The 12,491-nt window shown below is 55.8% G+C and carries 10 protein-coding genes; 5 read left to right on the top strand and 5 right to left on the bottom strand.

Features of this window, described 5'->3' with window-relative positions:
* Positions 1–14: 14 nt before the first annotated feature.
* The 3 genes from HV340_RS11640 to HV340_RS11630 are packed head-to-tail and all read right to left on the bottom strand — an operon-like array spanning position 15 to position 6,524.
* Complete coding sequence (locus HV340_RS11640) at positions 15–2,189, bottom strand: virulence factor SrfC family protein (protein WP_063924906.1); 2,175 nt, start codon at positions 2,187–2,189, stop codon at positions 15–17.
* Positions 2,186–5,167 carry a virulence factor SrfB gene (locus HV340_RS11635; RefSeq protein ID WP_020884023.1) on the bottom strand — a complete coding sequence of 994 codons (2,982 nt, stop codon included), beginning with the start codon at positions 5,165–5,167 and terminating at the stop codon, positions 2,186–2,188. The genes HV340_RS11640 and HV340_RS11635 overlap by 4 nt, the downstream gene beginning before the upstream one ends.
* Positions 5,168–5,171: 4 nt before the next feature.
* Complete coding sequence (locus HV340_RS11630; protein WP_063924907.1) at positions 5,172–6,524, bottom strand: SrfA family protein; 1,353 nt, start codon at positions 6,522–6,524, stop codon at positions 5,172–5,174.
* A gap of 283 nt (positions 6,525–6,807) precedes the next feature.
* Here HV340_RS11630 and HV340_RS11625 point away from each other — a divergent pair, with 283 nt between their 5' ends.
* Both HV340_RS11625 and HV340_RS11620 read left to right on the top strand, forming a co-directional pair.
* Positions 6,808–8,406 (top strand): ABC transporter substrate-binding protein, encoded by a 1,599-nt coding sequence (locus HV340_RS11625; RefSeq protein WP_025204114.1) that lies wholly within the window; start codon positions 6,808–6,810, stop codon positions 8,404–8,406.
* 51 nt (positions 8,407–8,457) lie between these two features.
* A complete protein-coding gene (locus tag HV340_RS11620) occupies positions 8,458–8,691 on the top strand; it encodes a YdcY family protein (protein WP_063924908.1) in 234 nt (77 codons plus the stop codon).
* 14 nt (positions 8,692–8,705) lie between these two features.
* Here the strand turns inward: HV340_RS11620 and HV340_RS11615 are convergent, their stop codons facing one another.
* Together HV340_RS11615 and mddA are read right to left on the bottom strand one after the other, a co-directional pair.
* Entirely contained in the window at positions 8,706–9,155 is a 450-nt protein-coding gene (locus HV340_RS11615; RefSeq protein ID WP_014170257.1) for a DMT family transporter, read from the bottom strand.
* Positions 9,152–9,670: an L-methionine sulfoximine/L-methionine sulfone acetyltransferase gene (mddA, locus tag HV340_RS11610; protein ID WP_181215998.1), complete on the bottom strand. Its 519-nt coding sequence runs from the start codon at positions 9,668–9,670 to the stop codon at positions 9,152–9,154. Before mddA ends, HV340_RS11615 begins: the two co-directional genes overlap by 4 nt.
* 150 nt (positions 9,671–9,820) lie before the next feature.
* Here mddA and HV340_RS11605 point away from each other — a divergent pair, with 150 nt between their 5' ends.
* From HV340_RS11605 to HV340_RS11595, 3 genes are all read left to right on the top strand, one after another.
* Positions 9,821–10,396: a helix-turn-helix domain-containing protein gene (locus HV340_RS11605; RefSeq protein ID WP_014170255.1), complete on the top strand. Its 576-nt coding sequence runs from the start codon at positions 9,821–9,823 to the stop codon at positions 10,394–10,396.
* Positions 10,397–10,461: 65 nt separating this feature from the next.
* Positions 10,462–11,502, top strand: coding sequence for an NADP-dependent oxidoreductase (locus HV340_RS11600; protein WP_040017592.1), 1,041 nt, complete (start codon positions 10,462–10,464; stop codon positions 11,500–11,502).
* A gap of 254 nt (positions 11,503–11,756) precedes the next feature.
* Positions 11,757–12,425 carry a GntR family transcriptional regulator gene (locus HV340_RS11595; RefSeq protein WP_181215997.1) on the top strand — a complete coding sequence of 223 codons (669 nt, stop codon included), beginning with the start codon at positions 11,757–11,759 and terminating at the stop codon, positions 12,423–12,425.
* The last annotated feature ends 66 nt before the right edge of the window (positions 12,426–12,491 follow it).

Below are 12,491 nucleotides of genomic sequence, written 5' to 3'. Positions count from 1 at the left end.
GCGGGCCAGGAGCGCTAACGTAACAGGGCTTGTAATGCCTGGCGTGCGGCAGGCTGTACATCGTGCGGGTGGCGGAAATCGATGTTTTCTATTGCCCGGCTATAGAGGGCGACCAGCCAGTCATAGACATACACCGTTGCCGCATGTACGGGCTGTTCTCCCAGACGCGTCAGGCGCGGCGCGGTACTGTTGACCACCGGCGTGACAAAGATTGCCTGGCCTTTACGGATGCGGCTCGCCGGGCGTGCCTCTGCAGGTGTCCGATCGTAGCCCAGCCAGCCAATGAAGTTGCCCATCACGGCATGCAGTTGGGCTGCACTGCACTTGTCGGTTTCAACAATGTTCTGCAGCTGCTGCGGCAGGTTCAGTCGGTAGCTGGCCACCACCAGAACGTCGGCAATTTGCTGCAAAACAGCGGGTTCCAGCCCAAGGCGCGCGGCAGTGGCATCGTTGCGGCTCCACTGGCGCAGATGGTTTATCCAGACTTTATGTGCCAGGCGAGCTTTGTCTTTGGTCTGGAATGGGCTGGCGTTCTCCTGGGCATGCTCGGCAAACAGGTCAATGGTATCCGTAAACAGTCCGTTCACCTGCTCCTCGCGGGGCTGCTGAACGGCCAGCAGGGTTTCAAAGGCTTTAAGCGGCGGCAGAAGACCTTCAAGCAGTTCACCGTGGCGGGCAGCGGAGCTTTGCAGAACGCGCACCATGTTTTCGGCCTGAGTTCGTCTGGCGCCGGGTTCCTCAACCAGCGGTGCCAGATACCCCTTCATCAGGGCCGAGAGTTCCTGGTGCAGCATTGCTTTCAGCGTGCTAAGACGCTTCTGCCGCTGAGCGGGTAACGTGGCCTGAGACAACCACTCGATCACGCGCTGCATGCTGTGGCTGTCCAGCGCCTGCAGTGTCCCCCAGCGCACACCCGGTTTGCCCAACAGGTGCTGTACCGTTTCATCGAGGTTCTGACGGGTGGTAAAACGTGCGTCGTGAGGCGTAATCGCCCACACCAGCCCCGGCAGGGCGGATTCTTCAACCGGCTGAGTCTCTTTGACCCAGTTCATCAGCACCCGGGCTTTTTTAGCCGTTTGCTCGTGCTGGGCTGTCGCATTGCAGATAACAAGCACGTCCGGCTGCAGCTGCTGGCGATAATGCTCCAGCAACCACTGGCATTTAGCCTGATTCAGTGCATCGGCGCTGTTATCTGAAAAGACCGGAATATCAATAATATCGACATTATCCAGGGCGCTGCTTTCGACCGGCAAGACCAGCTCACGCGTCAGGAAGGCGAGCGTATCGACAGGGATACTGATGGCGTTAAGCATCTCGCCGTTGTTCAGCGGATGAAGCAGCGTCTCCTGGGCCTCCGGAAGGGTAAATGTGCCGTGAGTCAGGAACCCTTCGCCCGGCAGCCCGAAGTTATCGACCAGCAGGCTGAGCGGGGCGGCGAGTGCTCCGGCATGGCTGGTCTGATGCAGGACATGAGCGAGCTTTAACCACTGCTGGGTCAACTCCTGTTGCTCACCCCACAGCAGCGACCAGACGCTGGCTCGCGTGCTGAGATCGAGCGAAGGGACCAGCTGTGCAAACTGATGCCACAGGGCATCATCAATTTGCTGTTTCGCGGCAGGTACTGAGCTTTGCCAGAAGCGGGCGATGGCACCCACGTCCTGAGCCGTAATACCAGGAACGCCCTGCGGCTGGCGCAGGCCACGCCACTTCTCCAGGCGCGTCTCAATGACCGCTTTATCCACGGCGCGGATGTCCGGCTGCAGCGTGGTGCGGGCGATAAACAGCTGAACCAGCTCTGCCTCTGTCACCAGGCTCAGGCGCAGCGGGAACGCCTCATCCATCACCTCTGCATTTCCGCGGGTGAACCGCACGGCCATGTTGGTCAGGGCATGTCCCGGATTAATGTGCGAAAAATAGTCAAATGTACGCTGGCCTGGCGTAACGTTCAGGCGGCCATTACCGCTGCCGCACAGCGATAAAAGCAGATGCGCTTTAGCACTCTGAGAATGACCGTAAAGTCCAATACTGCCCGGGCGGGACAGAGCGCGGTCAATGGCCTGCTCCCGTGCCTGCGTCGCGTTGATGCGCGCAAGAAGGGCATCGGCCTCGTTATCCAGCACAGGGGCGTTCAGGCGCGTCTCATTTATCCACCCGATTAAGGCCTGAGTGGTGGTCATCGTCGCAGTCATTTCAGGTATACGCTCCCGCTGTCGATCCAGTAGTGGCTGCCGCTATGACGGCGATCGGCCAGAGTATTCAGTTTGAAGGTTAAAGCATCAGGCGGAACCGGCGTCCCGTCCTGCAACCAGGCATCGCTCAGCGCGAAGGATTCAGGCCCTTCATGCTTATTGCCGCCGCAAAGTTTGAGCCGCACGTTCAGCACGCCGTCACCCGCAATCGCTTTGGCCAGTTCGGCCGAGTTGATGCTAAGCGTATAGAGCGGCGTTGCCGGCCAGCGCGCGTTCGCCAGCTGGCGGAAACCGAGCGTCACATTTCCGCGCAGCGGGAAGTGCAGACGAGCGTCGAGTTTCGCACCCGGTTTATCCAGGTCGATATCCTGATACCAGACGTTTTCTTCACGCAGGGTGTTTACGGTGTTATCCAGGACGCCCAGATAGCGAACTGTTGAATATGCACCGATATCCGCGGCTTTAAAGTTAAAGCGCGGCAGACGCAGGTCAAGCGCCAGACTGCAAAGCATCGCGCCGACGGCGGCAGTCGATTTTGGATTACCAATGCGTCCTTGCTGGCTGAACGGGTACCATTCATGAACCTGGTATTTATCCAGCCAGACGATGCGATTAACCGGCACCGGCTGCAGGTGGCGAATAAGCGCCTGAACGCCAGGCAGGCAGCCCGGACGCCCCGTGATCAGCAGAATATCGCAGCTGTAATGTGAAATGGCCTCGCACACCGCATGCAGGGGTGACGCCAGCGTGAACTGGCCTGCCAGCATCGCATCCTGCATTTCACGGAAATTCACGTGCAGCGGAACGGCAAACAGATCGAAGGCTTCTGAACCTGCCGGCAAGGCATGATCGACGGCCTGTTGCAGATAATTCATCACGTTGCGGGTCGGTTTCTGCGACAGCAGATCGCCAAAGGTGGCATGCAAGCCTGCCAGCGGATCGTCGATGTCGCTGGATTCCCACGCGGCAAGGATGGCGTGACCAATCGGCATAAAGAGCTGAAGCGCCGTTTGCTGGCGCAATACCGCCTGGGTATCGATGCGTCCTGAGTCACCAAACAGCGAGGCCATCAGCAGAGAGGCATCGGCGATGCCGGACTTCTGCAGCTGGGTTTGCAGGGCGGGTAACACATAGCGCTGGATGACGTCCAGCAGGGTGTCGTCACCGGCCACTTTAAACCCTTCACGGAACAGCAGCTGCGGCGTGATTTTGACGTTGTTACCGGAGCCGTCATCCAGCTGATAATGGGTGATCGCCATGTCGGTTGTGCCACCGCCAATGTCGATAGAGGCGACACGCAGCGAGCGCCCCGGCTGCACGCCCGGTTCAGGTTCACGATCCGGGCGGGCGAGGGAGGCGAAGAACGCTTCCGTCTGACCACCAAAATGCGAGATCGCTTCGTTGTACAGCCACACCAGTTGACCACAGCTGGCCTCGTCCCACTCCATCTGGATTGCAGGTACCGGCACCACGCTTTTTTCCTGGTGCTTACGGGTGGCAAAATCGTCGTCCTGCGGGTGCCAGCCCATCGCTTTCCAGACGATAGCGATCGCTTCGAACATGCGGCGACGGAAGATCTCGCGTTCCTGCTTCGGCATCGCCGAGGGCAGGGTCAGGATCAGCGTACGCAGCTGGCGTGGCGAGGCCGGAAAACCCAGACGCAGGCGTGTGGCAACGCTGTTGATCTGCCCCAGCGCCTGTGCCAGCAGTTCGCACAGCATATGCGTCATCAGCGTGCTGCGGCTGTACTGCGGGGAGAAGACCGGCAGTCGCTCGTCCTGCGGCAGCGTAAAGAGTGGTTCACCGTCATCGTTCATCAGGTTCATCAGCGGGAACGCGGTCGCCAGCGGTTCGCGCTGGGTTTTGCTGTTCATCTGGCTAAAGCGCCAGTCCTGGACCACCGGGGTTTCATCCCACAGGTAGCGACGCGGGCTGGAGATACCGCTGTTACCTTCCGTGCCCAGACGGCGCGTAGCCAGTTTGCGGGCTTCATCGCCCACGCGGACAATAGACGGCCAGACAAAGGCATCTTCACGCCCACTTTCCACCGAGAAGTGCTGCTTGCCAAAACGCGCTTCTGAAAACTCCAGACGACTGGTAAACAGCGGCTCATTGAGGAACTGTGGTTCGCTTAACGAGCGCACCTGCAGTTCGGCCGTCTGGCGCAGACCGTCGTTCGCATCACCGTGATCTTCAATAATAACGCCGCAGGTATGGGTATTCCCGACGTCGAGGATCAGGTCGACCGGAATAGCCGGCGTACTGAGGGTATGGGTGACAAATTTCACTTCCGGCACGGTAAGCTGTTCACCGAGCATGGACAGCAGGTTGAGCCAGTGTGCCTGGTACTCAAAGCTGCGCATTGCCTGCTGCAGGTCGCGTTCCGCGCGGTTTTCAACGTCGGTCGCATAGTGGGTAAACGCCTCGCGCAGCCAGCCGTCAATCCAGGTCTGGTCGAGGAAGCTTTCCACCTCATCGTCACGCCATGCCAGTCCGAAACGGGTGCCGTTGAGAATGTCATTTTCAACCGGGGACAGCGCGGCAGTAGCATGCTCTGCAATCTGGCTGTCGAGAGCGAGCGTGACGCGGTGTGTATTACCTGCCGCATCAGGCGTTTCAAGTTTACGCACCTGGACACGCGCCCAGTTATCCGGCCCGTCAACAAAGGTACGTGGCGGATTGAAGCGCAGGAAGGGAATGGGGAGCCAGACACCATCCAGCACCGTCAGGGACTGATGCAGTGGGATCGTGGTTTCCGGTTTCACCACTTCAGGCTGTCCGCCGTTCAATCCCGGCAGCGTGTAACGGCCGTTGACGAGATCGAAATCGAGACGCAGAAGCGGACCGTTGGCGGTTTTACGTACGAAGCGCCCGTTGCTGGCGGTGTCCTGCGGAGTCAGGCCAAAATCGAGGAATTGCACGCCGCTGTTGGCAATAAGCGTGACGCTCTGTTTATAGTCGCAAAGATTTACCAGCATAGGGTCAGGCACCTGCTTTCTTGAACGTCAGTGGAACGACGGTTTTGGCATCATAACGGGCATTACATTCAGCGACATCGCTGGTGCCTGCTTTACAGGCAACTTCCGGCATCGGGTAGCGTGAACCGTCTGTGCAGCGGGCATTACCGCGACTCTTGATCATCAGTTCGCCATTGCTGTGTAGCCCGGAGAAAACCTCCACGCGGCAGACAACATTGTCACCGTGAACAACACGAGCGAAGCCTTTATTGTTCTGGATCTGATAGCGCAGCGACGGTGGTTTGCCGGTAATCGGATCTTTCACGTCGAGGATCGCACGCCATGTTCCGTTCAGAAAACGCGTCGACCCCGCTTTCACCTGGTTTGCTTCCATGACCATGGCGTCTTTCGGGATCGCCGCAATCACAACCGGCGCAGGCGCTGGGGCGGCAACGGGAGCCGGTTCTTTTTCTTTGCTCGCGACCACCTCTGCCTGATGCAGCGGTAATTTCATCGGCAGTGGCTCAACGGCTTTAATCGGCTTTGGCGCAATGGCGACAGGTTCAGGGGCAACGACAGCCACTGGCTCGGCAGAAGGGGCCTGTTTTGGCCACAGCAACGGGGTGGCAATCGCGGCAACGATCACGGCGGCAACCGGAAGCGTCCACAGGGGAACGCGGCGTTTTTTGGCTACGATCGCAGGCTCTGGCTCGGGTTCTTCCACAGGCGGCACAATGACCGGTGCAGGTTCAGGCGTATACAGTTCGTCCGGCGTGATGCGCACCACCGTGGCCGGGGCGATCAGCGGCTCATCGGCCTGTTCAAAGGTCAGGACTGGGGTCGGTTCCGGCTCGGGTTCAGGGTCTTCAATGACAATCGGGGCTGGCTCAGGGATCAGCGATTCACGTAAACAGTCGAGTACGTCGTCACGCGCATTCTCATTGAGGTTTACAAACCCCCAGAAGCTTATGACCGGCTTTCCATCAACCAGGAAAAGGAAATTTTCGCCGGGAAACTGAAATGCTTTCGACAGCAGGGAGCCGAAAAGCTGTTGCGCTGTTTTTGGCGACTGCAGGCATTTCTTACTCAGCGATTCAACGCTGGCCAGCGTATTTTCCAGATAGCGCAGGGCGCGATAACGATCGTCTTCGTTCGCCGCTTTCCAGCTGGTTACACAACCGTCGACCGGCGAATACCAGTCGACACGGTCGCCACCATCATTGACCTGCGGAATAGCCAGACAGTCGACAATCGCCTGTTGTTTGCGTAACCGGAGCGCTTCCCGGATTTGTAACGCTGATTCAAAAACGGCTTGTCCGCCGCCGCCAACGGCCTGAAAGTCATCCAGATTACCGCTGCGTAAAAGAGTTTTTGCCACGATTTGATCCCATATACTTCTTCACACCGTTACTTTAACGAAATCGGGAAGCAACCAAACGGAGGAAGAGACGCCAAAAGGGACGATTTCTTGTGGCATAGAAAGGTGCGGTTGTGCTTGACGAATAATGGCACTTAAGGCAAATCAACCTCTGGCGCACTGGCTGTAAAACCAGCGGAAAACGTTGCTTTAGAATAACCTGATAGTGATTCGTTATTTGCCAGGTTATAGCGGCTGTGCTGTTATTACAGTCCAATATAATAAAACTGCCAGGGTTATAACCATGTCTACAGGGAAAACGCTGCTCGCCCTCGCGCTGAGCACTCTCTTACCAGCAGGTGCCGCATGGGCGGCGAATAATGACACCATCATTTATTGCTCTGAAGCATCACCGGAGTCTTTCAACCCGCAGATCGCCAGCTCAGGCCCGTCATTCGTGGCCAGCTCTCAGGTCCTGTATAACCGTCTGATCAATTTCGACCCGGTGAAAAACACCCCGGTACCGTCGCTGGCAGAGTCCTGGACAATTTCCCCGGACGGTAAGACTTATACCTTTACGCTGCGTAAAGGGGTCAAGTTCAACAGCAATAAATACTTCAAGCCGACCCGTGATTTTAATGCGGATGACGTTATTTTTTCCGTCATGCGTCAGAAAGACCCTAAGCATCCTTATCACAATGTCTCGCAGGGTAATTACGAATACTTTAATGATGTAGGCCTGGACAAGCTGATTCAGGACGTCAAAAAGGTTGATGATTATCACGTGCAGTTTACGCTGAGCGAACCAAACGCCGCATTCCTTGCTGACTGGGGGATGGATTTCGCCTCTATTCTTTCCGCTGAATACGCTGACGCGATGCTGAAAAAAGGGACGCCTGAGAATGTCGATACCTGGCCGATTGGTACCGGGCCGTACGTTCTGCAACAGTACAAAGTGGATTCGCTGATCCGCTACGTCGCTAACCCGAACTACTGGGAAGGTGCGGTTCCGACGAAACATCTTATTTTCTCCATCACGCCAAACGTAGAAACGCGTCTGGCGAAGCTGCAGACCAACGAATGCCAGATTATTCCTGCGCCGTCACCGGTTCAGTTTGATGTTATTAACAAAAATAAAGACCTGAAGCTGCACGCCGTGGAGGCGTTGAACGTGGGGTATCTGGCGTTCAATACCGAGAAAAAACCGTTTGATAACGTGCTGGTGCGTCAGGCCCTGAACTATGCGACGGACAAAAAAGCCATCGTGAATGCGGTCTTTATGGGTTCCGGTACGGTGGCGAAATCCCCCATTCCGCCGAATATGCTGGGCTTTAATAACGATCTGAAGGACTACAGCTACGATCCTGAAAAAGCGAAAGCTTTGTTGAAACAGGCCGGTCTGGAGAAGGGTGCGGACGTGACGCTGTGGTCAATGCCTGTGCAGCGTCCGTATAACCCTAACTCGAAGCGTATTGCGGAGATGATCCAGAGCGACTGGGCAAAAGTCGGCGTGAAGGCCAAAATTGTCTCTTACGAGTGGGGCGAGTATCTCTCCGGTATGCGTAAAGGGGAGCATGATTCCGCGCTGTTTGGCTGGATGTCCGATAACGGCGACCCGGATAACTTTGCTGATGTACTGCTGGGATGCGACAGCATCAAAACCGGATCGAACGCCGCGCGCTGGTGCGATAAGGGGTATGATGATCTGGTCAAGAAAGCCAAACTGACCAGCAACCCGGGTGAGCGTGCAAAACTCTACAGCCAGGCGCAGGAGATCTTCTATGCCCAGGCACCGTGGATTGCGCTGGCGAACGGCAAAACGTTCTACGCCACCCGCAGCAACGTAACGGGGTACAGCGTGAGCCTGATGGGCAGCGATTTCTCCAAAGCGAAACTGAACTGACATTTTTCCCGGCAGGCACCGCGCCTGCCGGGCATCTGACAAGGAGTGACAATGTCACATTTAAATGAAGTTATCGCCCGTGTCGATACCACCATCGAAGAGGGAGTGATTAGCCGAATGAATGAACTGCTGATCGAACTGAGCGACGACGCAGCGTTAAGCCGTGAAGATCGCTACAGTCAGCAGCAGCGTCTGCGTACCGCGATTGCACATCACGGTAAGCAACATAAAGAAGAGATGGACGCCCGTCAGGAATTGCTGACCAAAGGCGGTACGATTCTGTAGCGGTGAGCCGGGGGTCAGAACTGGCGTCTCGCGACCAGCCACGCCCCGACCACCAGCATTACGGCACCGCACACCGGGCCAATCAGCGCGCGCAAGGGGATGCCATTGCTTCTGAGTACATCCATTACCAGCCCGCCAATCAACTGGCTTGCCACCAGCACGGCGATGGTTGTCGCTGCGCCAACATTTTGATAGCCGCTGATACTGGCAAAAACAAAAAACGACCCTAACAGCCCCGGGATCAACGTCCACCAGCGGATCGTTGAGGCCAGCTCGCTAAATCCGGCGAAGCCCTGTTTTAGCAGCAGAATGCTGACAAATAGCACAATGCCAACCAGCGAATTCAGCAGCATCGCGATAAGAATGGTCGAGGAGGACTGAGTGATGCGCACCATTAAGGTGTTTTGCACCACCAGGCCAATTCCCGCCGCCACCAGAAAAGCCAGCGTCAGAGACTGATTCATGAGATAGCGTCCGGATCGCTGCGCTCATCAAGCTGCAACTGCATAAAGGTCAGATCCAGCCAGCGGCCAAACTTGGTGCCCACCTGCGGCATCTGGCCGGTGGTCACAAAACCGAGCGTCTCATGAAGATGAATAGAGGCCTGGTTTTGCGCCTCAATGCCCGCCACCATGACGTGTTTGCCGAGGGTCCGCGCTTCAATAATCAGCGCGCTCATCAGCGTGCGGCCAATTCCTTTCCCCTGATGATCCGGATGAACGTAGACAGAATGCTCTACCGTATGCCGGAAACCGTCAAAGGCGCGCCAGTCGCCAAACGAGGCGTAGCCGGTGATAACGCCATTCTCTTCACTCACCAGCACCGGGTAGCCTGCGAGGGCACGCGCCTCAAACCAGGCAATGCGGTTATCCGTATCGACGGTTTTATCATTCCAGATCGCGGCAGTATGCAGCACCGCGTGGTTGTAAATCTCCCCAATAGCGGCGCAGTCTTCTTTGCAGGCATGACGAACGATCATGTTTGAACCTCTGAGTGTGTTGTTCACTATAGTATTACGTTATGAGTACGATATTACACAACTGTACAGACGGATGGCTATGACATAAGCCAGATTTTTTTGTTATCAAAACCGCGTTGAAATGCCGTTCATACACTATAGTATGACGTCATGAATACTATGGCAGACACAATGAATCAAAGGATTAGCGCGCGAATTCGCCTTGAACGCGAGTCGCGAGGATGGTCATTAAGCGAGCTTGCTGACCGGGCCGGTGTCTCGCGCGCCATGATCCACAAGATAGAGCGCGGGGACAGCAGCCCGACGGCGACCTTGCTTGCGCGGTTATCCGGCGCGTTTGGCATCAGCATGTCAACGCTGATCGCCAGAGCCGAAATGCAGGAAGGAAAGCTGCTGCGTCTGGAAAACCAGCCCGTCTGGCGTGACCCTCAGACACACTACCTCCGCCGCCACGTTTCACCCCGCACCGATCTGCCCATCGATCTTGTTCAGGTTGAGCTGCCGGCGGGAAGCGATGTCCCTATGCCCGCCTCGTCGTATGCGCTGGCGCGCCAGCTTATCTGGCTGCAGTCTGGCGAACTGGTTTTCCAGGAGGGCGATACCCGTCATGAAATGCACGCCGGTGATTGCCTGGAACTGGGGCCGCCCAACGACTGCCGGTTCATTAATGAGACGAATGAAACCTGTATCTATCTGGTTGTGCGGCTTAACCAGTCTGGCTCGTAAAGTTAAAGCGTTTACGCCGATCATGAGCCAGGCTCTAATGACATTTGTACCAGAAGGAGTTCCTGATGAATCAATCTGTTTCGCAAAATCGCCGCTGGGTTCTGGCTTCTCGTCCGCACGGTGCCCCGGTCGCGGAGAATTTTCGTCTGGAAGAGCAGCCTGTTCCTGAACCTCAGGCAGGACAGCTTTTGCTGCGCACGGTCTGGCTGTCGCTTGATCCTTACATGCGTGGGCGCATGAGTGATGCACCTTCCTATTCACCGCCAGTGGAAATTGGGGCGGTCATGGTGGGGGGAACGGTCAGTCGCGTTGAGCAGTCAAACCATCCGGACTATACGCCGGGTGAGTGGGTGCTGGGCTATAGCGGCTGGCAGGAGTATGAAATTTCAGACGGCAGCGGCCTGGTGAAACTGGGCGATAATATTTCTCACCCCTCGTGGGCGCTGGGCATTCTGGGTATGCCAGGGTTTACCGCCTATATGGGGCTACTGGACATCGGCCAGCCTAAAGCCGGTGAAACGCTGGTGGTTGCGGCGGCGACGGGGCCGGTTGGTGCGACGGTCGGGCAGATCGGTAAAATCAAAGGTTGCCGGGTGATCGGCGTTGCCGGTGGTGCAGAAAAATGCCGCCATGCCGTCGAGGTGCTCGGGTTTGACCAGTGCCTGGATCACCATGCCGATGACTTCGCGGCCCAGCTTGAAAAGGCCTGCCCGAAAGGGATTGATGTCTATTATGAAAACGTCGGCGGGAAAGTTTTTGACGCCGTGTTGCCCTTACTGAACACCTCGGCGCGCGTACCGGTATGTGGTCTGGTGAGCGGTTACAATGCGACGGGTCTGCCGGAAGGGCCGGATCGTTTGCCGTTATTGATGGCGACGATTCTGAAGAAACGTATTCGTATGCAGGGGTTTATCATCGCTCAGGACTACGGCCATCGCATCAAGGAGTTCCAGGATGAGATGGGGCGCTGGGTGCAGGAAGGCAAAATTCACTACCGTGAGCAGGTCACAGACGGCCTGGAGAATGCGCCTGAGGCGCTGATTGGCCTTCTTGAAGGAAAAAACTTCGGCAAAGTCGTGATTCGCGTCGCGGGTGACAATAAATAATCTAAAATATGGCGGGGTTTCCCGCCATATTTATTTGTGAAGATACGATATATTGTCTTTAATTAACTGGACATGGCTTTTCGCGCCTTCCGTTCAGATGAGCACGAAAACGAAAAAAAATAAATTTTGCTTTTCTTGACATTTTTACAGACTTCCCATCACCAGGCATGACGATACAGGATATATCGGAACAGCGTCGTTTATAAAAAACGGCGTTTAAAAATAGCATTAAGTATTAGCTACAGGAATTGAACATGCTTGATTTGGACCATTTAGAAAAAGCGCAAAGGATCAGTCTTACCATGCAAGTCGAACTCAGTTTGAAAGGCGCGTTAATTACAGGCTCACTGAAACCTGGCGCTCGACTGATTACCAAAGAAATTGCTGATAAATTAGGAACCAGTATTACCCCGGTTCGCGAGGCGCTTTTGCGTCTGGTGTCGTCTGGGGCATTGCACGCCACGCCAGCCCAGGCATTTCTGGTTCCTGAGGTCACGCTTGAGCGTTATAACGAGATTAACGCCATCAGGAAACAGCTTGAGCCTATGGCGGTAGCTGCCGCCTGTCAGCATATGACGGAAAATAAGCTGGAGGTGTTGCGCAAGTTATCAGAGACATTCCATGAAGCCATGCGCAACGGGCACGTTCAGCAGGCGCTGCATGCAAACCGCATCTTTCGGTTTACGCTTTATCAGTACGCGGAAATGCCGACACTCAGCGCCTTAATTGAGCAGCTATGGGTGCGTATTGGACCTTGCATGAACTATCTGCATCAGGAGCTTAACGACATCAAGGTGTCGACTTATCACTACGCCGAGCCCCTGTCCGCGCTTGAGCGAAGAGATGTTGATGGCAGTCAGAAGGCGATAGAGACGTTGATTGATGAAGCGAACACGCTTTTACAGCGACAATATTTTAACTGAGAGATTATTTAGCAGAGCGACTATATCCTGCCGCGAATTATATTCCTGGTTAAATACTCCTGATGG

The organism is Enterobacter sp. RHBSTW-00975 (assembly GCF_013615235.1).
Lineage (GTDB): Bacteria > Pseudomonadota > Gammaproteobacteria > Enterobacterales > Enterobacteriaceae > Enterobacter > Enterobacter ludwigii.
Note: the sequence above shows the minus strand (reverse complement) of the source record. Positions and strands in the feature narration are given on the sequence as shown.